Annotated in this window: 20 protein-coding genes and 2 tRNA genes; 7 read left to right on the plus strand and 15 right to left on the minus strand. The window is 65.8% G+C overall.

Annotated elements, in window-relative coordinates; all coding sequences use genetic code 11:
* Nucleotides 1-97: 97 nt before the first annotated feature.
* The 8 genes from L3V18_RS13430 to thrS all read right to left on the minus strand — a co-directional run bounded on the left by L3V18_RS13430 (nucleotide 98) and on the right by thrS (nucleotide 8,231).
* Nucleotides 98-454 (minus strand): MerR family transcriptional regulator, encoded by a 357-nt coding sequence (locus tag L3V18_RS13430; protein WP_111265869.1) that lies wholly within the window; start codon nucleotides 452-454, stop codon nucleotides 98-100.
* Nucleotides 435-734, minus strand: coding sequence for an integration host factor subunit alpha (locus L3V18_RS13435; protein WP_237055684.1), 300 nt, complete (start codon nucleotides 732-734; stop codon nucleotides 435-437). The genes L3V18_RS13430 and L3V18_RS13435 overlap by 20 nt, the downstream gene beginning before the upstream one ends.
* 36 nt (nucleotides 735-770) lie before the next feature.
* Complete coding sequence (pheT, locus tag L3V18_RS13440; RefSeq protein ID WP_237055685.1) at nucleotides 771-3,191, minus strand: phenylalanine--tRNA ligase subunit beta; 2,421 nt, start codon at nucleotides 3,189-3,191, stop codon at nucleotides 771-773.
* A gap of 85 nt (nucleotides 3,192-3,276) precedes the next feature.
* A complete protein-coding gene (gene pheS / locus L3V18_RS13445; RefSeq protein WP_237055686.1) occupies nucleotides 3,277-4,302 on the minus strand; it encodes a phenylalanine--tRNA ligase subunit alpha in 1,026 nt (341 codons plus the stop codon).
* Nucleotides 4,303-4,654: 352 nt separating this feature from the next.
* Nucleotides 4,655-5,014: a 50S ribosomal protein L20 gene (rplT, locus tag L3V18_RS13450; RefSeq protein ID WP_111265865.1), complete on the minus strand. Its 360-nt coding sequence runs from the start codon at nucleotides 5,012-5,014 to the stop codon at nucleotides 4,655-4,657.
* A gap of 13 nt (nucleotides 5,015-5,027) precedes the next feature.
* On the minus strand, nucleotides 5,028-5,225 hold the full coding sequence (gene rpmI, locus L3V18_RS13455) for a 50S ribosomal protein L35 (protein ID WP_024889803.1): 198 nt from the start codon (nucleotides 5,223-5,225) through the stop codon (nucleotides 5,028-5,030).
* A gap of 475 nt (nucleotides 5,226-5,700) precedes the next feature.
* Nucleotides 5,701-6,237 (minus strand): translation initiation factor IF-3, encoded by a 537-nt coding sequence (gene infC / locus L3V18_RS13460; RefSeq protein ID WP_237055728.1) that lies wholly within the window; start codon nucleotides 6,235-6,237, stop codon nucleotides 5,701-5,703.
* Nucleotides 6,238-6,302: 65 nt separating this feature from the next.
* Nucleotides 6,303-8,231 (minus strand): threonine--tRNA ligase, encoded by a 1,929-nt coding sequence (gene thrS / locus L3V18_RS13465; RefSeq protein ID WP_237055688.1) that lies wholly within the window; start codon nucleotides 8,229-8,231, stop codon nucleotides 6,303-6,305.
* Nucleotides 8,232-8,719: 488 nt separating this feature from the next.
* Between thrS and L3V18_RS13470 the strand changes: the two genes are divergently transcribed.
* The 5 genes from L3V18_RS13470 to L3V18_RS19355 all read left to right on the plus strand — a co-directional run bounded on the left by L3V18_RS13470 (nucleotide 8,720) and on the right by L3V18_RS19355 (nucleotide 14,823).
* Nucleotides 8,720-9,931, plus strand: coding sequence for a dipeptidase (locus L3V18_RS13470; protein WP_237055690.1), 1,212 nt, complete (start codon nucleotides 8,720-8,722; stop codon nucleotides 9,929-9,931).
* Nucleotides 9,932-9,950: 19 nt separating this feature from the next.
* Entirely contained in the window at nucleotides 9,951-10,886 is a 936-nt protein-coding gene (locus L3V18_RS13475) for an aminotransferase class IV (RefSeq protein ID WP_237055692.1), read from the plus strand.
* The gene (locus tag L3V18_RS13480) at nucleotides 10,883-11,611 is read left to right on the plus strand and encodes a sulfotransferase-like domain-containing protein (protein WP_237055694.1); all 729 of its coding nucleotides are present in this window, start codon (nucleotides 10,883-10,885) and stop codon (nucleotides 11,609-11,611) included. The genes L3V18_RS13475 and L3V18_RS13480 overlap by 4 nt, the downstream gene beginning before the upstream one ends.
* A 159-nt stretch (nucleotides 11,612-11,770) precedes the next feature.
* Nucleotides 11,771-13,654 (plus strand): DUF885 domain-containing protein, encoded by a 1,884-nt coding sequence (locus tag L3V18_RS13485; protein ID WP_237055696.1) that lies wholly within the window; start codon nucleotides 11,771-11,773, stop codon nucleotides 13,652-13,654.
* Complete coding sequence (locus L3V18_RS19355; protein WP_237055698.1) at nucleotides 13,651-14,823, plus strand: M23 family metallopeptidase; 1,173 nt, start codon at nucleotides 13,651-13,653, stop codon at nucleotides 14,821-14,823. The genes L3V18_RS13485 and L3V18_RS19355 overlap by 4 nt, the downstream gene beginning before the upstream one ends.
* A gap of 635 nt (nucleotides 14,824-15,458) precedes the next feature.
* On the opposite strand, the gene L3V18_RS13495 is transcribed toward L3V18_RS19355, so the two are convergent.
* The 6 genes from L3V18_RS13495 to uvrB all read right to left on the minus strand — a co-directional run bounded on the left by L3V18_RS13495 (nucleotide 15,459) and on the right by uvrB (nucleotide 23,915).
* On the minus strand, nucleotides 15,459-17,111 hold the full coding sequence (locus tag L3V18_RS13495; RefSeq protein ID WP_237055700.1) for a polysaccharide lyase family 7 protein: 1,653 nt from the start codon (nucleotides 17,109-17,111) through the stop codon (nucleotides 15,459-15,461).
* 72 nt (nucleotides 17,112-17,183) lie between these two features.
* The gene (locus tag L3V18_RS13500) at nucleotides 17,184-17,642 is read right to left on the minus strand and encodes a hypothetical protein (RefSeq protein WP_237055701.1); all 459 of its coding nucleotides are present in this window, start codon (nucleotides 17,640-17,642) and stop codon (nucleotides 17,184-17,186) included.
* 62 nt (nucleotides 17,643-17,704) lie between these two features.
* The gene (locus L3V18_RS13505; protein WP_237055702.1) at nucleotides 17,705-19,393 is read right to left on the minus strand and encodes a glycoside hydrolase family 32 protein; all 1,689 of its coding nucleotides are present in this window, start codon (nucleotides 19,391-19,393) and stop codon (nucleotides 17,705-17,707) included.
* 134 nt (nucleotides 19,394-19,527) lie between these two features.
* Nucleotides 19,528-21,081, minus strand: coding sequence for a glycoside hydrolase family 68 protein (locus L3V18_RS13510; protein ID WP_237055703.1), 1,554 nt, complete (start codon nucleotides 21,079-21,081; stop codon nucleotides 19,528-19,530).
* Between the two features lie 606 nt (nucleotides 21,082-21,687).
* A tRNA-Val gene (locus L3V18_RS13515) sits at nucleotides 21,688-21,762 on the minus strand.
* Between the two features lie 98 nt (nucleotides 21,763-21,860).
* Nucleotides 21,861-23,915, minus strand: coding sequence for an excinuclease ABC subunit UvrB (uvrB, locus tag L3V18_RS13520; RefSeq protein ID WP_237055704.1), 2,055 nt, complete (start codon nucleotides 23,913-23,915; stop codon nucleotides 21,861-21,863).
* A gap of 152 nt (nucleotides 23,916-24,067) precedes the next feature.
* Between uvrB and L3V18_RS13525 the strand changes: the two genes are divergently transcribed.
* A complete protein-coding gene (locus tag L3V18_RS13525; RefSeq protein WP_237055705.1) occupies nucleotides 24,068-24,610 on the plus strand; it encodes a GspH/FimT family pseudopilin in 543 nt (180 codons plus the stop codon).
* Nucleotides 24,611-24,670: 60 nt separating this feature from the next.
* A tRNA-Asn gene (locus L3V18_RS13530) sits at nucleotides 24,671-24,747 on the plus strand.
* Nucleotides 24,748-25,029: 282 nt separating this feature from the next.
* On the opposite strand, the gene L3V18_RS13535 is transcribed toward L3V18_RS13530, so the two are convergent.
* Nucleotides 25,030-25,242: a site-specific integrase gene (locus L3V18_RS13535; RefSeq protein ID WP_237055706.1), complete on the minus strand. Its 213-nt coding sequence runs from the start codon at nucleotides 25,240-25,242 to the stop codon at nucleotides 25,030-25,032.
* Between the last annotated feature and the right edge of the window lie 155 nt (nucleotides 25,243-25,397).

Here is a 25,397-nt window from a genome sequence, read left to right on the forward strand (position 1 = left end):
CTGCGGAGCCCAGGGTTCGCCCAGCAAGCTTTGGGATTCCCGGCTGCGCCCGGGAATCGCGGCGTACGCCGCTCCTGCCGGGGAAGGCCCCGCGTCGCTAGCGGCGCAGCAGTTGCAGGATTTCTTCCAGCTCCATCCGCACCTGCTTGATGATCTGCGCGCTGAGCACGGACTCCTCCTTGGCGGCGTCGCCCTCCAGCCGCTGGCGCGCACCGCCGATGGTGTAGCCCTGTTCGTACAGCAGCGCGCGGATCTGGCGCACCATCAGCACCTCGTGGCGCTGGTAGTAGCGGCGGTTGCCGCGACGCTTGACCGGGTTGAGGCTCGGGAACTCGGTCTCCCAGTAACGCAGCACGTGCGGCTTGACGTCGCACAGCTCGCTGACCTCACCGATGGTGAAGTAGCGTTTCGCCGGGATCGGCGGCAGCTCGCGGTTACTGCCCGGGTCCAGCATAGGCCTCCACACGCTCCTTGAGCTTCTGGCCCGGGCGGAAGGTCACCACCGTGCGGGCGGAAATGGGAATTTCCTCGCCGGTCTTCGGATTCCGGCCCGGCCGCTGGTTCTTGCGGCGCAGGTCGAAGTTGCCGAAGCCCGACAGCTTCACCTGGCGTCCCTGTTCCAGGGACTCGCGCAGCGCGTCGAAGAACGCATCCACGAACTCCTTCGCTTCGCGTTTGTTCAGGCCGACCTCGTCGAACAGTCGCTCGGCCATCTCAGCCTTGGTCAGTGCCATCTCACCCCCTACCTCAACCAGCGCTCATACCCGCGCTCACCCTCGCACTGCCGCGCCATGATCGCGTTGCAGGGCAGCGGTTACATCGGCCACCACGGCGTCCACGTCCCGGTCGGTCAGAGTGCGCGATTCATCCTGCAGAATCAAGCCCATAGCGAGACTCTTGAAACCTGATTCAACCCCCTTGCCCTGATAGCGGTCGAACAGCACCAGATCACGCAGGGACGGGCCGGCGACCGCACGGACGCTGGCCGCCAGTTCGCCCCAGGTGACCGACTCGGCGACGACGAACGCGAGATCCCGGCGGACGGACGGGTACTTGGACAACGGCCGGGCTTTCGGAATCCCCCGTTCAGCCAACGGCTCCAGCACCAGCTCGAACGCGACCACGTCGACGTCCAGCTCCAGCGCCTGCTGCAGACGCGGATGCAACTGGCCGATCCAGCCGATCGTCTGGCCGTCGGCGCTCCGATCAACACGCACGACGTCCGCCGAGCGCCCCGGGTGGGCCCACGCCGGTCGCGACGGCCGGAACTCGAGTTCGGCGCCCGCCAGCGCGGCCAGGCTCTGCAGGTCGCCCTTCAGATCGTGGAAGCCGACCGGCCGCTCCGGCTGCGCCCATTGCTCGGCATGCGCCGGGCCGCAGACGGCGGCGGCGATGTGCAGCGTCTCCGCCGGGGCTTCGCCCGGACCCCGCCCCCGGAAAATATTGCCGAACTCGAACAGGCGCACCCGACCCTGCTGGCGGGCCGCGTTGCGGCCGAGCGCGGCAACAAGCCCCGGCAGCAGGCGGGTCCGCATCACCCCGAGCTCGGCGCTGAGCGGATTCGCCAGCGGCACGCCACCTTCGGCGACGCCCCAGGTCTCAAGCAGGGCGGCATCGACGAAGGCGTAGTTGACCGCCTCCAGATAACCTCGCGAGGCCAGCTGCCGGCGCAGGCTGGCGTTGTCAGCCCTGCCTTCGCCGGGAGCGGCCACGCGCGACGCACCGACCGGCAGCGTGGCCGGGATCGCGTCGTAGCCATGGATGCGGGCGACCTCCTCGATCAGGTCTTCCTCGATCGCGATGTCGAAGCGGCGCGCCGGCGGCTGCACGCGCCAGCCCTCGTTGCCGTCGCCGGCCCCCATGCGCTCCACGTCCAGTCCCAGCGCGCGCAGGATGCGCTCGACCTCGGCGTCGGGCACGCGGATGCCGAGCACGCGGGCCAGACGCTCGCGGCGCAGCACGACCGGCTGCGGACGCACCAGGTCGGCTTCGCGCACGCTTTCGATCACCGGACCCGGCGTACCGCCGGCGACGTCCAGGATCAGCCGGGTCGCGTATTCCACCGCGATCCGCGGCAGCTCCGGATCGACGCCGCGCTCGAAACGGTGGCCGGCATCGGTGTGCAGGCCGAGCCTGCGACTGCGACCGATGATCGCCGACGGGATCCAGTGCGCGGCTTCCAGGAAGACGTTGACGGTCGCATCGGTGACCCGGGTGTCGAGGCCGCCCATGATCCCGCCCAGCGCCACCGCGCGCGCGCCGCGACCGCCGCGGCTGTCGGCCACCACCAGGAAATCCCCGTCCAGGGTCACGTTGCGGCCGTCGAGCAGCGCCAGCGATTCGCCGTCGCGAGCCGGGCGCACGACCAGCGGCGCCTCCAGCGTGTCGCGGTCGAAGGCGTGCATCGGCTGGCCCAGCTCCAGCATCACGTACTGGGTCACGTCGACCAGGAAGCTGATCGGGCGGATGCCGCTGCGGCGCAGGCGATCGGCCATCCACAACGGGGTCTTCGCGCGGGCATCGATGCCGTCGATCGCACGTCCGACGAAGCGCGGCACCCTGGCGCCGGCCTCGAGCACGACCTCGGGGGCGACATCGCTGGCGGCAGGCACCGCCTCGGCAGCGAGCGGGCGGACGTCGCTGGCCAGTGCGGCGGCGACATCGTAGGCAATGCCCCGCACGCTGAAGCAGTCGGCGCGGTTCGGGGTCAGCTTCAACTCGATCGTCGCGTCGGGCAGGCCGAGATAGTCGGCGATGGACGCGCCGACCGGCGCATCGTCGGGCAGCTCCAGCAGCCCCGAACTGTCGCTGTCGCAGGCCAGTTCCCTGGCCGAGCACAGCATGCCGGACGATTCCACGCCGCGCAGCTTGGCCGGCTTGATCTTCAGATCGCCGGGCAACACGGTGCCCACGGTCGCCAACGGGGCCTTCAGGCCGGCGCGCGCGTTCGGCGCACCGCAGACGATCTGTACCGTGCCGTTGCCGGTATCGACCTCGCAGACCTGCAGGCGGTCCGCTTCCGGGTGCTTGTTCGCGGAGAGGATCTGCGCGACCACCACCCCGTCCAGCGACCCGCCCAGTGGTGTGACCTCCTCGACTTCGAGGCCGATCGCGGTCAGGGTCGCGACGAGCTCGTCGCGGCTGGCGGTGGTCGGGACGTGATGGCGAAGCCAGTTCTCACTGAATTTCATGTCGATCAGGGCCTAGTGCTGAGGGCCTGGGAGCGTGGGGAAGGTTCCGGTGCTTTTCGAGCCCGCGGTCCTCAACCCCCTGCCCTCAGGCGAATTGCCTGAGAAAACGCACGTCGTTCTCGAAGAAAGCGCGCAGGTCGTCGACACCGTAGCGCAGCATCGTCAGCCGCTCGACGCCCATGCCGAAGGCGTAGCCGGTGTACTTTTCCGGGTCGATGCCGACGTTGCGCAGCACGTTCGGGTGGACCATGCCGCAGCCGAGCACCTCCAGCCAGCGGGTCGAACCGTCCGGCTGCTGCCAGGCGATGTCCAGCTCGGCCGAAGGCTCGGTGAACGGGAAATAGCTCGGGCGGAAGCGCATCTCGAAGTCGCGCTCGAAGAACGCGCGCACGAACTCGACCAGCGTGCCCTTGAGGTCGGCCAGGCTGGCGTGCCCGTCGATCAGCAGGCCTTCGCACTGGTGGAACATCGGCGTATGGGTTTGATCGCTGTCGCTGCGGTAGACCTTGCCCAGCGAGATCATCCGCAACGGCGGCCCGCTCCCGTCGGCGACGGCCTGCAGCATGTAGCGCACCTGCATGCCCGAGGTGTGGGTACGCAGCAGACGCCGCCCTTCGCCACCCTCATCGGCGATGTAGAAGGTATCGTGCATCGCCCGCGCCGGATGGTGCGGCGGGAAGTTCAACGCCTCGAAGTTGTGCCAGTCGTCCTCGATCTCCGGACCTTCGGTCAGCTCGAAGCCCAGCCGTCCGAATATGTCGGCCATCCGCTCCAGCGTACGACTGATCGGATGCAGGCCGCCGCGTTCGGCGTCCACGCCCGGCAGGGTCACGTCCACGGTCTCGGTGGCCAGGCGTGCGTCGAGTGCGGCGTCGGCCAACGCGGTCTTGCGCGCAGCCAGCGCGGTGCTCACCGTGTCGCGCGCCTGGTTGATCGCCTCGCCGGCGGCCTTGCGCTGCTCCGGCGGAAGCGCACCGAGCTGCTTGAGCCGGCCGGTGATCGTGCCGCTCTTGCCCAGCAGCGCCACGCGCAGCGCTTCGATCGCGTCCGGCGTCGCCGCGGCGTCGATATCGGCCAGGGCCTGTTGCGTCAGTGCTTGGATTTCGCTCATTGCTGCCGAACCTTGCGTATGCCCTTGATTTGGAGCCGCGACGGACCGCGGCCTGTCTCCCCGGCAGGTCGATGCACGCCTGCGCACTCGCGCCAGCGCGCCGGAAAACGTCCTGCCCCGCTCTCGCCGGAGCAGGCACCTGCGCGCCCGCTCCGTCGACGCTGCCTCCCCGGTCCCGCCGGCAGGCCGTCTTCCGACTGCCTGCCGATCGCACGCCTGGCATCCGCGATGCGATGCGAATGCTTCCGGGCGCCCAGAACGAAACATGGGGAAGGACTTGCGCCCTTCCCCATGCGTGTACTGCATTGTCCAGCCGGCCGTCCGCGCCTGGCGCGGTGACGGCCGTCGACAATTACGCTGCGAGCGCGCCCTTCGCCTTCTCGGCCAGCGCGGCAAAACCCGCCGCATCGTGCACGGCGATGTCCGCCAGCACCTTGCGATCGAGGGTGATGCCGGCCTTGTTCAGGCCGTTCATGAAGCGGCTGTAGCTCAGGCCGTTGATGCGGGCCGCGGCGTTGATGCGGGTGATCCACAGCGAGCGGAAGTTGCGCTTCTTCTGCTTGCGGCCGATGTAGGCGTACTGCAGGGCCTTGGTGACGGCCTGCTTGGCGACGCGGAACACCTTGCGGCGGGCGTGGTAGTAGCCCTTGGCCTGCTTGAGGATCTTCTTGTGACGGCGACGTGCGGTGACGCCACGCTTGACTCGTGCCATGGTTCAGTCCTCCTCAGAGATACGGCAGCATGCGGTCCAGACGGCCCGCGTCCTCGGCACGAACGTGGTTCGTCTGCCGCAGGTTGCGCTTCCGCTTGGTCGCCTTCTTGGTGAGGATGTGGCTACGGTTGGCGTGGCCAGCCTTGTACTTGCCGGAAGCGGTCTTGCGGAAACGCTTGGCCGCACCCCGGTGGGTCTTGATCTTGGGCATTGGGATGTCCTTTCGGATATTGGATCACTGGCCTGGGCGCCGCGTACGCTGGCTACACGACTTCGTCGCATCGCCAGAAGCGGACTTTCCATCCTGCCCCAGCCGGCTTGTAAGTCGTTGATCCAGAAAGGATCCTCGACAGGTCCTGGGCACTTCAAAAACACAAACCCGGCGAACCGGGGCGCACATTATGCAGCTCCCGGGTTTTTCTTGCAAATCATCCGGTTAGCGGCGGTTGCGACCGGGGGCGTCCGCTCGGCCGCGGAAGCGACCAAGGGCCAAGCCACGAGGAGCCAGGGAGAAGCTCCATCAAGGCTTGCGCCACCTACTCCTACAGAGTGCGCAGGGTCGGTCAGGAGGACGGCCGGCGGCGGAAGCGTGGAAGGCGCCCGAGGGCGCCTTCCTTGTCACAGGACCCCGGATCGCCCCCCCGGGCCATGGGGGCTTCCGCACGCGGCGCGCGCGGAGCCGGGACCTACTTCTTCTTGGGCGCGATCATCATCACCATCTGCCGGCCTTCCAGGCGCGGGCGCGATTCGATCACGATGTCCTCGCCCAGGTCGGCCTCGATCCGGGCCGCCATCTCGCGGCCGAGCTCCTGGTGGCTCATCTCGCGACCACGGAAGCGGATGTTGACCTTGATCTTGTCGCCTTCCTCGAGGAACTCGCGCATCTTGCGCAGCTTGATCTGGTAGTCGCCCTCGTCCGTGACCGGACGGAACTTGACCTCCTTGATCTCGACCTGCTTCTGGCGCTTCTTGGCCTCGGCAGCCTTCTTCTGCTGCTCGAACCGGTACTTGCCGAAGTCCATGATCTTGCAGACCGGCGGATCGGCATTGGGCTGGATCTCGACGAGGTCCAGGCCTTCTTCCTCGGCCATGTTCAGGGCTTCGTCGCGCGAAAGCACGCCGATCATCTCGCCGTCGCTTCCGATCACGCGGACGCGCGGAACACGGATCTCGTGATTTCTGCGATTCGGTTTGTCCGGGGTACTGATTGTGCAATCTCCAATGAGGGTCGTGCCGGCCCCATCGCTTCGGATTCAGGGGGCCGGTCCAGTCTGCAGTACGCTGCGCGTCAGCGGGCGGAAGGATCCATCGGGGCCCCGCCGACCTGCTCTCCACGCAAACGCGAGGCAAACCCGGCGACGGTCATGGTCCCGAGGTCCTCCCCCCCTCGTGTCCGCACGGCGACCATGCCATTGTCCCGCTCCCGGTCTCCGACCACCAGCTGGTATGGCACGCGCTGCAGCGTGTGCTCGCGAATCTTATAGCCGATCTTTTCGTTCCGCAAATCGGACTGGACCCGGAATCCTTGATTTGAAAGGGATTTCCGGACCTCCTCCACGTAATCGGCCTGGGCGTCGGTGATATTCATCACAACCGCCTGCACCGGCGCCAGCCAGGTCGGCAGCTGGCCGGCGTGGTGCTCGATCAGAATGCCGATGAAACGCTCCATCGAACCGACGATCGCGCGGTGCAGCATGACCGGGTGACGGCGCTGGCTGTGCTCGTCGACGTACTCGGCGCCGAGGCGGCCCGGCATCATGAAATCGACCTGCATCGTGCCCAGCTGCCAGGTCCGTCCGATCGCGTCGCGCAGGTGGTATTCGATCTTCGGGCCGTAGAACGCGCCCTCGCCCGGCAGCTCGGTCCATTCGACCCCGGCCGCGCGCAGGGCCGCGCGCAGGGCTTCCTCGGCCTTGTCCCAGGTGGCGTCGTCGCCGAGCCGCGGCTCCGGACGCAGCGCCAGCTTGACCTGGATGTCGTCGAAGCCGAAGTCGGCGTAGACCTTCATCGCCTGGGCATGGAAGGCGGTGACCTCGGATTCGATCTGCCCCTCGGTGCAGAACACGTGGCCGTCGTCCTGGGTGAAGCCGCGCACGCGCAGGATGCCGTGCAGCGCGCCGGAGGGCTCGTTGCGATGGCAGGCACCGAACTCGCCGTAGCGGATCGGCAGGTCGCGGTAGCTGTGCAGGCCGTGGTTGAACACCTGCACGTGGCCCGGGCAGTTCATCGGCTTGAGCGCGTAGGTGCGCTTCTCAGACTCGGTGAAGAACATGTTCTCCTTGTAGTTGTCCCAGTGGCCGGACTTCTGCCACAGCGACACGTCGAGGATCTGCGGGCAACGCACCTCCTGGTAGCCGCTGTCGCGGTAGACCCGGCGCATGTACTGCTCGACCGTCTGCCAGATCGACCAGCCCTTCGGGTGCCAGAAGATCAGCCCCGGGGCCTCTTCCTGCAGGTGGAACAGGTCCTGCTGCCTGGCGATGCGGCGGTGGTCGCGCTTCTCGGCTTCCTCGATCCGCTGGATGTAGGCGTTGAGCTGCTTCTTGTCGGCCCAGGCGGTGCCGTAGATGCGCTGCAGCTGCTCGTTCCTGGAGTCGCCGCGCCAGTAGGCGCCGGAGATGCGGGTGAGCTTGAACACCTTCAGGAAACGCGTGTTCGGCACGTGCGGGCCGCGACACATGTCGACGTATTCCTGGTGGTAGTACAGGCCCATCGCCTTCTCGTCGGGCATGTCCTCGACCAGGCGCAGCTTGTAGTCCTCGCCGCGCTCGGAGAACACCTTGATGACCTCCTCGCGCGGCGTCATCTTCTTGACCACGTCGTAGTCCTGGTCGATCAGCTCCTTCATGCGTTGCTCGATCGCGGCCATGTCGTCCGGGGTGAACGGCCGCTCGGACCAGATGTCGTAATAGAAGCCCTCGTCGATGACCGGGCCGATCACCATCTTGGCGTGCGGGTACAGCTGCTTGACCGCGTGGCCGACCAGGTGGGCGCAGGAATGGCGGATGATCTCGACGCCCTCCTCGTCCTTGGCGGTGATGATGCGCAGGCTGGCGTCGTGGTCGATGATGTCGCTGGCGTCGACCAGGCGGCCGTCGACCGCGCCGGCGATGGTGGCCTTGGCCAGGCCCGGGCCGATGGACTGGGCGACGTCCATCACCGAAACGGGGTTGTCGAACTCGCGGCGGCTGCCGTCGGGAAGCGTGATCGTGATCATGTCGAGACTTTCTGGAGTACGTGTGGCTGCAGGAGCCGCATGGGCCGCGATGAAGCTTTCATGGGAAGGCCCGATCGCGGCGTACGCCGCTCCTGCAATCATCCTTCAATACGGGGCTCTGGAAGGCTGCGTCTGATGGGCGACATCCGGCAGAGCAACAAAAAAGCGCCCCAAGGGCGCCTGCGGATGCGGAGCCTCGGGCGGGTCAGCGGGGGGCGATGGTAGTCCTCATGTCGCACGCTCGGCCGGCGGTTTGCCGCGGGCCACCTCGATTCCGGAAGCAGAGGCGCCAAGTTAGTGTCCGGCCGGCTGGAAGTCAACGAATCCGGCCCTCCCGCCAACGGGATACCGGGGTGGCCGCCGCTGACCGGTCCGCCCCGCCTGCAGGCGCCCGGTGGCGCCGGTACAGTAGGCCGGTCGCACCGCCGCGCCAGCCGCTGCGGGACCGGATCAACCGTTCATTCCACACAACCTGCCGGGGAGTCGTCATGCGCTTTGGGTTCGCCATTCCACTGTCGATGCTGCTGGGAGCGGCGGCGACCGCCCCGCTGGCCGTCCATGCGGCAGGCGATGCCGCCGTCTCGCTGACCCGCGAGGCGATCCTCGTCGACACCCACATCGATGCCCCCGGCCAGCTGCTGTCCCACTGGGCCGATCTCGACACGACCGCCCCGGACCGCGAGTTCGACTACCCGCGCGCGCGCAGCGGCGGGCTGGACGTCGCCTTCATGTCGATCTACACCTCGCCGGACCAGGACAGGGACGACAGCGCCTGGGAGGTCGCCAACCGGATGATCGACGCGGTCGAGGCGCTGGTGCAGCGGCATCCGGACAAGTTCGCGCTGCTGCGCTCGCCCGCCGACGTCGAACGCCTGCACGGGACCGGCAAGGTAATGCTGCCGCTGGGGATGGAGAACGGCGCGCCGATCGGCGAGGACCTCGACAACCTGCGGTTCTTCTTCGACCGCGGCGTCCGCTACATCACCCTCGTCCACAGCGCCAACAACGCGATGGGCGACTCCTCGTACCAGCGCGAGAAGCAATGGAACGGCCTGAGCCCGCTCGGCAAGCGCGCCGTCACCGAGATGAACCGGCTCGGGATCATGGTCGACGTCTCGCATCTGTCCGACCAGGCCGTGGCCGATGCGATCGCGCTGAGCACGGTGCCGGTGGTGGCGACGCACTCGGCGTTCCGCCACTTCACTCCGGGCTTCGAACGCAACATCAGCGATGCGCTGGCCCGCCGGGTCGCCGAAGGGGGCGGAGTGATCCAGATCGCGTTCGGCAACGGCTTCGTCGATCCGGCCTCGGCACGGGACCTGCAGGACTACTTCAGCGCGCATGATGTCTTCGTCCGCCGCAACGCCGAGCTCGCCGCCGCAGGCGAGCCGATCCGCAGCGAGGAGGAGTTCGATGCGGAATGGGAAGCCACCCATCCCCCGCGGACGGTGCCGATCGACGCCGTGCTCGACCAGATCGACCATGGCATGGAACTGGTCGGCATCGACCATCTCGGCATCGGTTCGGACTTCGACGGGGTCAGCGGCAACCTGCCGGTCGGGCTGAAGTCGGTCGCCGACTACCCGAACCTGGTCGCCGGCCTGCAGGCGCGTGGCTATTCGGACGCCGACATCCGCAAGCTGCTGGGCGGGAACCTGCTGCGGGTGTGGCGGGCCGTCGAGGATGGCGCCGCCCGCTAGGCCGCCCGGAGAACCCGCCGTGTCCAACAGCATCCACGACTTTCACGACGACCCGCGCAATGCCGGCATCCGGATCTGGATCAACGGCGAGCTCAAGCCGCGCGCGGAGGCGACGGTGTCGGTATTCGACAGCGGATTCGTGCTCGGCGACGGCGTCTGGGAGGGGCTGCGGGTGGTCGATGGGCATCCGGCCTTCCTCGATGCCCATCTCGATCGCCTGTACGAAGGCGCCCGTGCGATCGCCATGGATATCGGCCTCGACCGCACCCAGCTGACCCGGGCGATCTACGAGACCCTAGCCGCCAACGACATGCGCGACGGCGTCCACATCCGGCTGATGGTGACCCGCGGCGTCAAGCGCACGCCCTACCAGGACCCGCGGGTCACGGTCGGCCCGGCCACCGTGGTGATCATCGCCGAGCACAAGACCGCCAAGCCCGAAATCCTGGCGACCGGGTTGAACCTGTTCACCGTGCACGTGCGGCGCGGCTACCCGGACGTGCAGGACCCCAAGCTCAACAGCCACAGCAAGCTCAACTGCATCACCGCCTGCATCCAGGCGACCGCGGCCGGCGCCGACGAGGGACTGATGCTGGACCCGCACGGCTTCGTCGCGACCTGCAACTCCACCCACTTCTTCATCGTCCGCAGGGGCGAGGTCTGGACCTCGACCGGCGATTACTGCCTGGGCGGGATCACCCGCGCCAACGTGCTGCGGGCCTGCCACGAGGCGGACATCCCGGCGTTCGAGAAGAACTTCAGCCTGACCGAGGTCTACGGCGCCGACGAGGCCTTCGTCACCGGCACCTTCGCCGGGGTGGTCCCGGTGCGGCAGATCGACGGACGCCTGATCGGCGACGGCGCGCCCGGGCCGATGGTCGCCCGGCTGCAGCAGCTCTACAAGGCGCTGGTCGCCCGCGACATCACGTTCCGCGCCGGCGAGCGGCTGGCATGAGCGCGCTGCGGATCGCGATGTGGAGCGGCCCGCGCAACATCTCCACCGCGATGATGCGGTCCTGGGAAAACCGTCCCGACTGCGTGGTCAGCGACGAGCCGCTGTATGCGGCCTACCTCGCCGCGACCGGTCTCGACCATCCCGGCCGCGACGAGGTGATCGCGGATGGAGAGACCGACTGGCGCCGGGTCGCGACGGCCCTGACCGGCCCGGCACCCGGCGACGCGCCTGTCTGGTACCAGAAGCACATGAACCATCACCTGCTGGCGGGAATGGACCGCGGCTGGATCCGGCAACTGCATAACGTGTTCCTGATCCGCGATCCGGACGAGGTCGTCGCCTCCTACATCCGTTCGCGCGCCGAGGTCGCGCAGGAGGACATCGGCCTGCTGCAACAGGCGGAGCTGTACGACGAACTGGCTGCGGCCGGCGCGCCGCCACCGGTGATCGACGCCGGCGATTTCCTGCGCGACCCCGAGGCCCACCTGCGTGTCCTGTGTGACCTGCTCGGGATCGAATTCAGTCCGCGCATGCTGAGGTGGCCGGCCGGGCCGCGCGACAGCGACGGCATATGGGCGCCGTACTGGTACGACGCGGTCTGGAAGTCGACCGGCTTCGCGCCTGCCCGGCCACGCGACATCCATCTCGACGGTGCGGCACGGAAGGTGGCCGATGCCTGCCGCCCGGCCTACGAATGGCTGCACGCGAGGCGCATGCGTCCCTGAGCCCGGACCGGCCAGTCCGGTCGGCGGCGCGGGCAAGTTCAGGGATGCGACCGATCGGGAGCCGGCGCGCTCCGGGCATGACCATTCACAGGGGGCAGACGGGGGCTCCACCACCCAGAATGGATCATCATCGATGCCGGAGTCTCCGCTATGCGCTTCATGTCTCCCCGCTCCACCCTCGCCCTCGCGCTGGCGTTGGGCCTCGCGGCCTGCAACCCGCAACCCGGCGGCACTGCCACGGCCGAAGCGCCGGCGCCCACCGCCGAACAGATCCAGGACGAGTCGCGCCGCCTCAACGAATGGTTCGACGTCCAGTACGAGGAACAGTTGAAGTTCAGTCCGATCCAGCTGACCTTCCTCGGCCGCAAGGAGCTCAACGACCAGATCGACGACCTGTCCGAAGAAGGCGCCCGCAAACAGGTGACCTGGCTGGAAGCCTCGGTCAGGGAGATGGAGTCGAAGTTCGACTACGCGAAGCTCGACCCGGAAACGCAGTTGTCCTGGGATCTGTGGAAGCGCCAATACGAGGACGCCCGCGACGGCCTGCCGTTCCTCATCGACGGCTATCCGTTCGACCAGATGAACGGAGCGCAGAACATCCTCCCGATGTTCATGATCAACTTCCACAAGGTCGACGACGAGAACGACTACCTCGCCTACGTCTCGCGCCTGCAGAAGAGCGCGACGGCCTTCGACCAGTTGCTCGAGCGCGGCCGCGCCGCCACCGCGCAGGGCATCCGCCCACCGAAGTTCGCCTACGAAGGCGTGATCGACCAGTCGCGCAAGGTCATCGGCGGCGCGCCGTTCACCGACGGTCCGGATAGCGCGCTGTGGGCCGATGCCCAGGCCAAGGCCGACGCGCTGGTCAAGGACGGCAAGGTCACCGCCGAGCGCGCCGACGAACTGAAGGCGCAGGCGCGCCAGGCCCTGCTCGAGTCGCTCAAGCCGGCCTACGAGCGGGTCATCGCCTTCGCCGAGGAGGAGCTGCCCAAGGCCGCCGACAATGCCACCGGCGTGGGCGCCACCCACCCCAACGGCAAGGCGTTCTACGAACACCGGCTCAGGCAGAACACCACCACCGCGATGGCCGCCGACGAGATCCACCAGCTCGGCCTGTCCGAGGTGGCGCGCCTGCGCGGCGAACTCGAAGCGTTGCAGGCCCGGATCGGCTTCGAGGGAGATCTGCAGGCATTCTTCCAGCACGTGCAGAACGACCCCAGCCGGTTGTTCCCGAACACCGACGCCGGCCGCCAGGCCTACATCGACCAGGCCACCGCCGACATCGACAACATCAAGCAGCACCTGCCGAAGTACTTCGGCCTGCTGCCCAAGGCCGACCTGGTGGTCAAGCGCGTGGAACCCTTCCGCGAACAGGACGGCGCCGCCCAGCACTATTTCCCCGGCACCCCGGACGGGTCGCGCCCGGGCATCTACTACGCGCACCTGTCGGACATGAACTCGATGCCGAAGACCGAGCTGGAGGTCATCGCCTATCACGAGGGCCTGCCCGGCCACCACATGCAGATCTCGATCGCGCAGGAGCTGACCAGCATTCCGAAGTTCCGCACCCAGTACGGCAGCACCGCCTATTCGGAGGGCTGGGGGCTGTACTCGGAGTGGCTGGCCAAGGAGATGCCCGACACCTACCAGGATCCGTACTCCGAGTACGGCCGGCTGATGTCGGAGATGTGGCGCGCGATCCGCCTGGTGGTGGACACCGGTCTGCATGCCAAGGGCTGGACCGAGCAGCAGGCGATCGACTACTTCCGCGCCAACAGCTCCGTGCCCGACGCCGCGATCCGGTCCGAAGTGCGGCGCTACCTGATCAATCCCGGCCAGGCCACCGCCTACAAGATCGGCATGATCCGGATCCAGGAACTGCGCAGGAAGGCCGAGGCCGAACTGGGCGAGGCATTCGACATCCGCGGTTTCCACGACGCGGTGCTCGGCGGCGGCGCGATGCCGCTGGAACTCCTGGAAAAGCGCGTCGATCGCTGGATCGGAGAGGAGAAAGCCAGGACGCCGGGGGCGAAAGCGGCGTGAGCGTCCCCGCCTGCTGGAACGCGGCAAGCCCGGCAGCGTTGCTGCTGCCGGGCTTGCTGCTGGCGGGCGCGGCCGTTGCCGGGCCCGGGAACAGCTTCGACCTGCTCGTCCCGGAGCCGCCGACAGCGGTCCGGATCGAAGGTCGCACCGTGCTGGGCTACGAACTGCGCCTGACCAATTACGCAGCTCATGCGCTGGATCCGGTCCGGATCGAGGTGCTGGCCGGCGACGATGTCCTCGCCAGCTATCAGGGCGAGGCGCTCGAGACGCGGATCGACCGGTCCGGCCAGCAGCGCGACGTGAAAGCCGGTGCGCCGATCGAACCCGGCCGGCACGGCGTCGCCTTCATCGACATCGGGATCGGCGGCGGCATCGTGCCCGCTGCCCTCGTCCATCGGATCGCCTTCGTTGGCGCGGATGCGACCGGTACCTTGCAGGAACAGGTGATCGAAGGCGGGCCTGCCGGGGTCGAGACCGACATCGGCGCACCGCTTTCACCGCCGCTGCATGGCGGGCCCTGGGCCGCGGTCAGCGACACCCGCTGGATGCGCGGCCACCGACGGGTCGGCTATGCGCTGGATGGACGCCTGCGCACGCCGGGACGCTACGCCGTCGACTGGGTGAAACTGGATGCCGATGGCAGGCGACAGCCGGACGACGGCGAACTGGCGAGCGACGCCTATGGTCATGGCGAAGATGTCCTGGCCGTCGCCGAAGGTACGGTGGTGAAACTGCAGGACGGCATCGCCGAACGTCGTCGCCTCGACGAACGTCTGGACCGGGACCGTGCGCGCCGCGAAGGCAGCGGCAACACCGTGGTGCTCGACCTCGGGGACGGCCGTTTCGCCCACTATGCGCATCTGCGTCCGGGCAGCATCACCATCGTCGAAGGCCAGCGCGTCGCGCGTGGCATGAAGATCGCCGAAGTCGGCTTCAGCGGCAGCGCGTCGGCTCCGCAACTGCACTTCGCCATCACCGACGGCGCCGAGGAACATGCCAGCGAAGGCCGGCCCTTCCATTTCGACGCCTTCGAGCTTCGTGGCATCTACGCCGATCCGGCACGTGCGGGCCGCGACGCATGGGGCGATCCCGGTGCGGCAGCGGGGCCGCGGACCGACGAAATGCCCGCACGCGGCGCAGTGGTGCGGTTCCCGCCAGGGCCTGGCTGATTCGATCCATCGAGGGACGTCGCTTCGATCGTAGAGCCTTCAACGAAAGCACTATGAGTCGAAGTCAAGGCCGACAAATGTCGTTCAGCCGCTTTTGGCCAGGCAATAGGCCCAGCCTGGAGTGCCAGGCCGACTGGACGGAGAGACTCATTCGTATCCCGATATCGCTGGTAGTCGCGCCGGAAGCGAATCGATTGCTTTCCAGGCTTCCCGCCCAGGACGTACTCCTTCCCCTTGGCTCTTCCAGGTCGGCAAGGTTTGCTACCGTTGCAACCATCGGGGCGAGGACCTCAAACCCCTGCTCTTCAAGCTCCTGAAGACGACTTCGATCCAGGAAGTGCGGCCCGTTCTGGTCCGGAAAGATTAGAAATTACCAAACGGAAAAGCCGCCCGGTTGAGGGACGGCTTTCCGTATATTTTCCGTACGAACGACTCGGGTACCGGCCTGACATGCCACAAGTCATTGACTCAATAAGTGGGCGGCACAGGGTTCGAACCTGAGCCCCTCTACCTGTCAATGCCGTGCCAGTTCCGACCTCCCACCATGCCCGCGATGCCGGGTGCATGCCCCCGGCATCGCGTTACAACATCAGCCCTTGGGTCAGCCTTGCGCCGGCCGGGTCGCCCCATGCCCGTCAGGGCCGGCCATGGGTAGCCTTGACGCTGTAGAACCTTGCCTGCACGTAATCCGAGTCTGAACACTTCTCGGGAACATCATAGTCCGGTTTGCCGTCTTCGTCCGTGTCGGCGCCATCCCCACAGCCGTTGTTCTGGTTGTAGACGCCGGCCTTGAAATACATCCAGTCGCTGTCGTAAAGCGTACCCAAGTCGACGGTCTTCGATACGCTCGGCTTGCCCGGCCTCCTGATGACGACGGTCAGTCGGTGCCCCTGGGTTTTGATTTCGTAACTGAACGGCTCTCCCAGGCGAATACCGTCGGCGGGGTCGGTGGCATTGTCGTCTCGACTGCCGACTAATACCTGCCAGTTCTCTTCGTCGCTTCCCGGTATGTCTTGGGCCAAGTAGATCGAACCCCGAGTGTTACCCGGCAGCTTGCGGTAGTACAGCCGCACCGGCTCGTCCTCGGAAGCGTGGATCTGGCCAATCACGACCCGGCCGATCTTGTCCGGCCTGCCCGTAGTGGAGACGTTCTCGACCTTCAGTGTCGCCTTCAGGTTACCGTCGACGCCGCCGGCGGCGCTCTGGCTCTCGTCGCTGGCAGTGGACAGCACCCAGTTGTTCCTGGTCACGCCTTGGGTCTTGTTTTCCGCGCCGTCACCCGCGTCCACGCCAACCAACATCTCGCGCAACTCCGAGCGCGAATACTTCGATCCCACGGTGTGGCCGGCAATGTTGGGGCTTTTGAATATGAGTGAGCCGTCCTTCTTGTAATAGAACTCGCCGGGGGAAGTATTGTCGCAGAGCAGCCACCCGGTATCGCGGTCGTCGCCGTCGGGCAGAGTGATCTTCCACAGCGACGCATCAAAGCCCGTCGATTCGTAGGGACCGCGGAGTGAGATCTCGTCGACGTACACATCGGGCGAGGCCGCCGCGCCATTGGCGCCGTATTTCAGCTCGAACAGCATGGGTACCTTGCCCTTGTGTTCGACCGGAAGGTAGCCGCTGCCTTGCTGCCGACTGTCGACCAGGGAACCGTTCACCAGCAGCATGTAATGCCCGGTATTGGCAATGCCATCCCAGATGAGTTCCACATCGTTCCATTTGCCGGCCTGGTAGCTGCCGACCATGCCGGTCCCTTCGGGGCCCCGGTTGCGCAGAGTGCCATCCTGCATGAACGCCAGTTCGATCACTCGGTCCATCTCGGCGAGGTAGCTGTCCTGGAACAGAGCGACGTAGACGGGAACGGTGATGTCCGCCGGCACGTAAAGGGACAGTTTCAGCCGACCGCTTTCGGCCCTGCCGTAGCCGCTTTGGTCATCGCGGAATCCGCCAAGCATCCGCACGACCTGGCCCGACGCCGTTCTCGCCAGGCGCACGGCCTGATGTCCTGCACGGCGGTTCGCAGCGGTAACCTCCACTGTGCCGTAGGTGTCGAACCCGGCGGGCATATCGCCTGTCGATTCGCCCTCGAAACCGAACTCCGGCTTGGCGATCAACCTGCCGGTCGCCTCGCAATCCTGCGTCTCGGCTCCTGCGGCGGTGGATATCCCTACCCCCAACATCACCTGCAGAAACAGCAAGGCGCCGCGCGGCAATGCACCCGTCCATTTTTTCTTACGGATGAAAGGTACAACACCCATACAACCCCCCTTGTCGTCTATATGCATCAATAAAATCCTGAAAAATTCCACCTTTGAATCATTCAGATGCCGCGAACTGTCGCCAACTACAGACGGCCGTCATTCGTCGTCCAATTCCTCGACAAGCCATGCGCCGTTGAAACGAGCACCAAGCCAGCCCTCATCATCTCTGTAGAGATGTCCACGCAGATTCGGGACAATCGAAAGAGCCTCACCATCGGCTTTCATCATGGTCAAATCGTAAAGGCAGACATAGCCTGGATCACGCCCCTCCGCTTCCCTGCACTTGACCTTGTTCGCCTCGTAGCGGAACTCCATCTGACCCGCATACGCAGAAAGGCGCAGCACGCTGGCTTCAGTCCCCGGCTCGGGAGGTACGGGGGGCGCAACCGCTATGTCCTTCATATCCTTGCCCCCGGTAGACGCATAGAAATTACGTTGCCCGACATTCGAATAGGCCGTGGCGATATCGGCTGCATCGGGTTCACCACCCCGATCACATGCACTGAGCAAGCCGGCCAGCACGGCCCCCGAGATCAACCTGCTCCAAGCATTCACTCTTCTCTCCATTGCATTTTCTTCCCATATGCGGGACTTCCACCCAACCGGGCAACTGACGTTCAGCCCATGATCGCTCCTTCCGCGGCAGCGGCCCGCATCGAACCGCCCCAGACCCGGCGCAAGGGGCGGAAGCGCAACGATTCGACCCGGGCCCGGCCGCCATCGGCATACAATTCGATGCTGCGGTTGTCCGGGTGGGTGAAGATCAGGTTGGAGAACACTTGCTCACCGTCGTTGACGAACACTTCCAGCGACGACTCATCGACGAAACCATGGAGCTTCACCCGCTTGCGCTCGACCGGATAGTCGGCCGAACGACGAGAGCCAAAGGCGAAGGAACCCCCACTGCGGTCCGGCACCTCCTTCAGACCGGCATGGGTCCGGTCGACGAAGATCTTTTGGGACGGGACGTCCACGCCGATCGCAGTCTGTTGCGTCATCGACTCCGAGCCGCGGACCCGGATTCCAAGTTCGCGCACGTCCTGCCACGACATCTCCAGCTCGAACTCGTAGGTCGTGCCCTGGAATTCGCTCACCTCATGGCTGCCTTCCACGGTGAACGGCGCCACGGTGACCTCGGTCCCGCGAAGTGCAGCAACCTCGTCGACCGGCTGCTGCACCAGCCGGATGCTCCCGTCCACGGTCTTCAACGACAACTGCCTGGGCAACGTCATCGCGCCATGCCACGGATGGGTCGGCGTCTGGTAGGGATAGCGCCAGTTCGACATCCAGGCGATCCAGATCCGGCGCCCGTCCGCGGCCGGGATGCCAAACCAGGACTGCGCCGCGTAGAAGTCCTGCCCGTGGTCGGTGACGAGCACCGTCTGCGGCGGGTTGTCGTTCGTGAACGTGGTGCCGTCGAACTCGCCGACGAAATACTGCGCGGTGGACCCGCGGGTTTCCCGGTTGTCGCCAACGCTGACGTGCAACACCCATTTGATGTTGCCCGGATCGCCATCGACGGCCAGCGGGAACAGGTCGGGGCATTCCCATACCGCCGCATGGAGCCCCTGGCCGTCACCGAACCGGCTCAGCCATTGCCACTGTTTGAGGTCCGGCGACCCATAGAGGGTCACGCTCTGGTCGGTGGAAACGGCCATGATCCAGCGCCCGCTACCTTCGTGCCAGAACACCTTCGGGTCGCGGAAATCACGCCGGCCCTCGTTCCGTATCACCGGATTGCCTTCATGACGCACCCAGTGGCGACCGTTGTCGCGGCTGTAAGCGATGCTTTGCTGTTCCCCACCTGCGGTGCTGGTGTAGATCGCCACCAGGCCCGAACCGCCGTCGAAGAAACCGCTGCTGTCGTCGCGATCGACGACCACGCTGCCCGACAACGCCTGGCCGAGGTTGTCGTGCTCCAGCGCAATCGGAAGATGTTTCCAGTGCAGCAGATCCAGACTGACGGCATGTGCCCAGCGCCCGTTCTGCTGATGGAACAGGTGGTATTCACCGTCGTGGAAGACCAGCCCGTTCGGATCGGCCAGATCTCCATGCTCGGGCGTGAAGTGGTATTGGGGACGATGGCGCTCCCGGTAGCGTTCGGATGCGGGGAGCACCGCGTCCGTAGTCTGCTGTCGTGGCGGCGTATCGTCGTTCGCCTGCAATGCCTGTGGCTGACAGGTGAAATACCCGACTGTCATTGCGCCAATGGCGGCAGCGGCGGCAAGAACTTTCCTGATTCCCATGTTTGCTCTTCGAATTGACAAGATCGCAGCTTCATCCAGCCAACCATCGCTGGATTGCATTCAGTCACGGCGCATCCAAGGATTCCAACTCAGGATCGCGGGGACGATCCAGCGGATAATGAGTGGGCCATCCATGGCCCACCCGTCTTGGCGCGTGAACAGTTCCAACCTCATCGAGCGGGGCTTCGCCGGGGTCAGGGCCCCTTCGGCCCCTTCCGGGGAATGGCGATGTTGGCCGGGATGTCTCCGTAGCCACCCAAGCCATCGACGCCGTAGTCGGCATCGAGCACCGATAAGGTGTCGTTGATCTCGATCCTGACAGTCGGCGCATACGAGCCACCGCGACGTGGCCCGACCGCATCGATGAAGGACGTCACCAACCCATCCGGCATCACATAGTGCGAATACGACTGGAACGTCCTCGGATTCTGTGTCGGATCCTGCATTGCCGGCGTACCGACCGGGCCGTTGAGATCCGTCGGATTGCCGAGCACAAGACCGCTGCCGCCGTTCATTGGTTCGAAGTCGCTGCGGATTCCGTCACCGACGAAGCCCATCACCCCGTCCGGACCATCGACGCCGGCCGCGTAAGTGTGGCGGTGGGTGATGGTGAACAGGTAGTACTTGCCGTCCTTCAGGTAGATCTGCGGGCGCTCGGTCTGATCGTTGACGCAGTTGGCCGAGAGGATCGGCGGCAGGAATTTCCACTTCGTCAGCTGCTTGTTGGTGGCGACCGCCAAGCCGACGTTGGCCATCTGGAAGATCGCGCCCGAATCCATCACCTCGTCAAGATCTTCCCGATCCGGATCATCCGGCGCATAGCCAAGGTCGGCCTCGGTGCACGCACGGGCTCCCCGGACCACGGCCGTGTTGCCCTCGAACACCATGAAGGTCTTGCCGGGATGCGCCGGGTCCTCGAACGGGAACGGGTCGCGGAAGTTGTAGAAGGGATTCTGCTCTCCACTCTGGTAGTAGAAGCCATCCGGCCGCAGCAGTTCGACATGGTCGTCGAAGCCGGTGAACCAGACGCCCTTGTGGTTGGCATGGAGGTGGCCATCGGTCCTGGCCAGGACCGCCACCGCCGGATTGATGTCCTGCCCCTCGGGAGTGCGATTGAAGGCCATCGCGGTGTAGTAGACGCTGACCTTTCCGCCATTGTTCACGATGCGCGCGGACCCGGACCACTCGGGGTTGTGGGTCATGGGTATGTCGCCGAAGATCTTGGCGCTGGCACCGTCGGGGAAGGCATTGCCGCCGTAGATCCAGCCTCCGTTGGCCGGTCGCTCGGAGGCTGGAATGTCGGCCTTGCGATAGAAATAGCCAATGCGGGCATTGACGTGGCGGTCGTCAAACGCATAGCCGGCATGCGGGTCAGCCGTCAGCGAGAAGACGATCTCCCAGCCCTGGAAGCTGATCTGGTTGGCTGCCATGTCGGTGATGGGCCATGTATCCCAGACCCAGACATCGGGATTGGTCTCTGGGAAGCCGGCATCGATATCCGGCATGGTCAGCCAGGGCGGCAGGGAATTCTCGCCCGCAGGCACGGTGGGATCGGACATTGCCTCGATCTGGCGGGCGTCCGCCCGGGTCCAGCGGGCGGTGAAATTCACTTCAGGGTCGAATGCGACCTGCGAGTGCGGTGTCGGCTCCGGGATGCCGTCCTGGGCGAAAGCGGCCGGTGTTGCACCACCAAGGAACAACGCGGTCGTCCATGCGAACCGACCGAGCGCAGAGGTAGGGGCTGACATGATCGTTCTCCTGGGGGAGTGGAGATGGGAGTGCGCTAGCTATCAGCGCTTTGCCGGTGTAGCACCGTGCCGAGCCCCTTTTCTGAAGATCAATCCCGATTCCTGGCACCGCCTACCTGAATACGATTTCAATCGATCCAAATAAGCATTTTTGACTTGACGCGGATCATGTTGCGGTCGGTGCGCTGACCCGAAAAATCATGAAGTCGCGCAAGACTGTCGAGGTGCCGCCAGAGCATCTTGCGGATACCTGTTCAACACATCGGTTGACCGTTCTTGGTCAGAAGGCCTGTCCGCAACGGCACTCGACCCGGCGAGTCAGTGAGGCTACGTGCGGAGAGTGTCGACGACATTGCTTCCAGCAGGAGAGGTTGCCCCCGCCCAACACGGACACTTCAGTCAAGCCTCATCATGGGAGATGAGGCCAGGACACGACTGGGGCGACGGGAAGTTAGGATCGGGGTGGTAGCTTGCCGGTGTCCGTCCTCTGGCGACTTCGACCGCTGCAAACGAAAAAGCCGCCCGGTTGAGGGGCGGCTTTTTCGTACATTTTCCGTACGAATGACTTGGGTACCGGCCTGACATGCCACAAGTCATTGATTCAATTGGTGGGCGGTACAGGGTTCGAACCTGTGACCCCTACCATGTCAAGGTAGTGCTCTACCGCTGAGCTAACCGCCCGTCCGCCGGCCAAACCACCCGACGAGGGGCGCGCAGTGTATCCCACCCGGCGGCGATCGACAACATCCGGATGCGCGGCGATCGACTCCCTCTTCCGCTCAGCCGGCGAACCCCTGTTCCTTCAACCGGTGGAGCTCGTCGCGAACCGCGGCGGCCTGCTCGAACTCGAGGTCGCGGGCGTGCTGGTACATCTTCTGCTCCAGCTCCTTGATCCGGGCGGCCAGCTGCCTGGGCTCCATCGTGGCGTAGTCCGGCGCCGGCTCGGCCACCTTGCGGCCACGTCCTCGGGTGCGGGCGGCATCGGGCTCGGTGCGGGCGCCTTCCATGATGTCGGCCACCGCCTTGCTGACCGACTGCGGGGTGATGCCGTGCTCGGCGTTGTACTCGACCTGCTTCTGGCGGCGGCGGTCGGTCTCGTCGATCGCCGCCTGCATCGACCTGGTGATCCGGTCCGCGTACAGGATCGCCTTGCCGCGGACGTTGCGGGCGGCGCGACCGATGGTCTGGATCAGGGAGCCGGCCGAACGCAGGAAGCCTTCCTTGTCGGCATCGAGGATCGCCACCAGCGATACCTCGGGCATGTCCAGGCCCTCTCGAAGCAGGTTGATGCCGACCAGCACGTCGAACTTTCCCAGGCGCAGGTCGCGGATGATCTCCACGCGCTCGACGGTATCGATGTCCGAATGCAGGTAGCGCACGCGCACGCCGTGTTCGCCGAGATACTCGGTCAGGTTCTCGGCCATGCGCTTGGTCAGGGTGGTGATCAGCACGCGGTCGCCCATCGCGACCCGTTCGTGGATCTCGCCCATCACGTCATCGACCTGGGTCGCGACCGGCCGGATTTCGACCTCGGGATCGATCAGGCCGGTCGGGCGCACGACCAGTTCGACCACTTCGTCGCCCGAGTGCCGCAATTCGTACGGGCCGGGCGTCGCGGAGACGAAGATCGTCCGCGGCGAGCGCCCTTCCCACTCCTCGAACTTCAGCGGCCGGTTGTCCAACGCCGACGGCAGGCGGAAACCGAATTCGACCAGGGTTTCCTTGCGCGAGCGATCGCCCTTGTACATCGCGCCGATCTGCGGGACGGTCACGTGCGACTCGTCGATCACCAGCAGCGCGTCCGGCGGCAGGTAGTCGAACAGGCACGGCGGCGGCTCGCCGGGCATGTGCCCGGTCAGGTGGCGCGAATAGTTCTCCACGCCGTTGCAGTAGCCGACCTCGGCCAGCATCTCCAGGTCGAACTGGGTACGTTGGGCCAGGCGCTGCGCCTCGACCAGCCGGTTGCCGGCATAGAGCTGCTCCAGCCGCTCGCGCAGCTCTTCCTTGATGGTGTCGATCGCGTCGAGCACCGTGCGCCGGGTGGTGACGTAGTGCGAGCCCGGATAGATCGTGTAGCGCGGCAGCTTCTCTCCGGTTTCGCCGGTCAGCGGGTCGAACAGGGTCAGCTGCTCGATCTCGCCGTCGAACAGCTCGATCCGCAGCGCCTCGTCGTCGCTCTCGGCCGGGTGCACGTCGATCACCTCGCCGCGGACCCGGTAGGTGCCGCGGCGCAGTTCGGTGTCGTTGCGGGTGTACTGCATCTCGGTCAGGCGGCGGATCAGCTCGCGCTGGTCGATCCGCTCGCCACGCACCATGTGCAGCACCATGCGGAAATATTCGTTCGGGTCGCCCAGGCCGTAGATCGCCGACACCGTGCAGACGATCAGCGCGTCGCGCCGTTCCAGCAGCGCCTTCGTCGCCGACAGCCGCATCTGCTCGATGTGTTCGTTCACCGAGCTGTCCTTCTCGATGAAGGTGTCGGACGACGGCACGTAGGCCTCGGGCTGGTAGTAGTCGTAGTAGCTGACGAAGTACTCGACCGCGTTGTTCGGAAAGAACGCCTTGAACTCGCCGTACAGCTGCGCCGCGAGCGTCTTGTTGTGGGCCATCACCAGGGTCGGCTTCTGCACCTGCTGGACCACGTTGGCGATCGTGTAGGTCTTGCCCGAGCCGGTCACGCCGAGCAGGGTCTGATGCGCCAGCCCGCTCTCGAATCCCGCCACCAGGCGCTCGATCGCCTGCGGCTGGTCGCCCGCAGGGCGGTACGGTGACACCAGTTGGAAGCCACTGCCGTCGGAGGTAGGGAGGGGTCTCGCGGTACGGCTGTCGTTCATGTCGGGAGGCGTGGGCGGGTCTTCGGAGTGTAGTCGGACCAAGGGATGGGGGCGACGGGTGGTTTTCCTAGCCCCGTTCCGTCGCCCCACCGATACGCCACCAGCGTCCGCTCGACCAGGATCTGGTTTCCACCCCGATGGAGCCTCACGACATGAAGTCGCCCACCCGCACCACCCGGCCGGCCGGGTTCACCCTGCTGGAGTTGATCATCGCGATGGCCGTGGCCGCCCTGCTCGCGGTCAGCGTTCTGCCCGCGATGGGGGGAATTGCCGAGCGCGGTCGCAACGCGGAACTGGCGCACCGGCTGACCGCCTCGCTGGCACTCGCCCGGATCAGCGCGATCCGTACCGGAACTCCGGTCAGTCTCTGCCCCAGCAGCGATGGGCGGCACTGCCGCGGCGACAACGCCTGGAACGACGGCTGGCTGGTCTTCTCGGACCCGCAACGCAACGGGGAGCCGGCCGCGCCATCGGCGATCATCGAGTCTTCGGGCGGTGCCGGCACGGGACTCATGGTGAGCACCACCGGAGGGCGTACCCGTGTCACCTACGATGCCTGGGGCTGGTCCGCCGGCACCAACACGACGTTTCGCGTCTGCTCGGCAAACGGCCGGCTGCTGGGCAAGGTGGTGGTGAACAACGCCGGACGCACCCGGACCGAACGCCCCCGCGCCGGTGCCCGCTGCCCCGGATGAACCGACCGGCCCGGCTAAGGGCTTGACCCGGGCCGGACAGGCCTTACAATTCACCTCCCCGCCCGAATAGCTCAGCTGGTTAGAGCACTTGACTGTTAATCAGGGGGTCGTTGGTTCGAGTCCAACTTCGGGCGCCAGATATTCAAGCACTTAGGGCCGCGAAAGCGGCCCTTTTTGCTGCTACCGGGAAAATTGCCGGGAAAATTACTAGTAGTACACCGGGGCGTAGGCCTGCAGTTCGGGGCACCAATTGCACTTTTCGCAGCGGTGCTTTCCGTTCGGGCAGATGCAAAGGCGATGTCGGCCACAATTCGGGCAATCGCTACCGACATAATCACCCAGTGCCCAGGCCTGATGCTCGGCTTCCTCTGCGTCCAGCGCGGCCTGTAGATCAGTTGTATAGCCCATTGTCGAATCTCCTACTTCGCCGGGCGAACTGGCAGCACCGGCGGCTTCACCACGGGCAGTTCGTGGTCGTAGCGGTGGGTCATGGCTGGGGTGACGTGTCCCCCTGCGTCCTGCTTGTCGGCGCGGTTGCCCACGGTGTCGGTGATGCCGCGATGCTTCAGCCCGTGCAGGCTGAAACGGTCGGCTTCGGCGATCACCTGGGCATGGATGGCTGCCGTGATCATCCGCTGCCACGCGGTCTTCAGCGTTGACCTAGCTGTGATCTCTCAGTAGGTTGTTCATCCAGGGTGATCCCGGAAGACTGGAGGTGCGAATCAGCCACCCCTCCAGGAGCCCCGGATGAACCTGCATAAACATGCCCGTCTTAGCCCTCGCGGTC

The organism is Marilutibacter chinensis (assembly GCF_021725675.1).
Lineage (GTDB): Bacteria > Pseudomonadota > Gammaproteobacteria > Xanthomonadales > Xanthomonadaceae > Marilutibacter > Marilutibacter chinensis.

Coding starts and splice junctions, on each gene's coding strand:
- L3V18_RS13435 (WP_237055684.1), bottom strand. CDS start 734: ATGGCACTGACCAAGGCTGAGATGGCCGAGCGACTGTTCGACGAGGTC.
- L3V18_RS13470 (WP_237055690.1), top strand. CDS start 8,720: ATGCGCTTTGGGTTCGCCATTCCACTGTCGATGCTGCTGGGAGCGGCG.
- thrS (WP_237055688.1), bottom strand. CDS start 8,231: ATGATCACGATCACGCTTCCCGACGGCAGCCGCCGCGAGTTCGACAAC.
- L3V18_RS13510 (WP_237055703.1), bottom strand. CDS start 21,081: ATGTCAGCCCCTACCTCTGCGCTCGGTCGGTTCGCATGGACGACCGCG.
- L3V18_RS13535 (WP_237055706.1), bottom strand. CDS start 25,242: ATGATCACGGCAGCCATCCATGCCCAGGTGATCGCCGAAGCCGACCGT.
- pheT (WP_237055685.1), bottom strand. CDS start 3,191: ATGAAATTCAGTGAGAACTGGCTTCGCCATCACGTCCCGACCACCGCC.
- rpmI (WP_024889803.1), bottom strand. CDS start 5,225: ATGCCCAAGATCAAGACCCACCGGGGTGCGGCCAAGCGTTTCCGCAAG.
- uvrB (WP_237055704.1), bottom strand. CDS start 23,915: ATGAACGACAGCCGTACCGCGAGACCCCTCCCTACCTCCGACGGCAGT.
- pheS (WP_237055686.1), bottom strand. CDS start 4,302: ATGAGCGAAATCCAAGCACTGACGCAACAGGCCCTGGCCGATATCGAC.
- L3V18_RS13495 (WP_237055700.1), bottom strand. CDS start 17,111: ATGCATATAGACGACAAGGGGGGTTGTATGGGTGTTGTACCTTTCATC.
- L3V18_RS13485 (WP_237055696.1), top strand. CDS start 11,771: ATGTCTCCCCGCTCCACCCTCGCCCTCGCGCTGGCGTTGGGCCTCGCG.
- rplT (WP_111265865.1), bottom strand. CDS start 5,014: ATGGCACGAGTCAAGCGTGGCGTCACCGCACGTCGCCGTCACAAGAAG.
- L3V18_RS13480 (WP_237055694.1), top strand. CDS start 10,883: ATGAGCGCGCTGCGGATCGCGATGTGGAGCGGCCCGCGCAACATCTCC.
- L3V18_RS13430 (WP_111265869.1), bottom strand. CDS start 454: ATGCTGGACCCGGGCAGTAACCGCGAGCTGCCGCCGATCCCGGCGAAA.
- L3V18_RS13505 (WP_237055702.1), bottom strand. CDS start 19,393: ATGCAATCCAGCGATGGTTGGCTGGATGAAGCTGCGATCTTGTCAATT.
- L3V18_RS13525 (WP_237055705.1), top strand. CDS start 24,068: ATGAAGTCGCCCACCCGCACCACCCGGCCGGCCGGGTTCACCCTGCTG.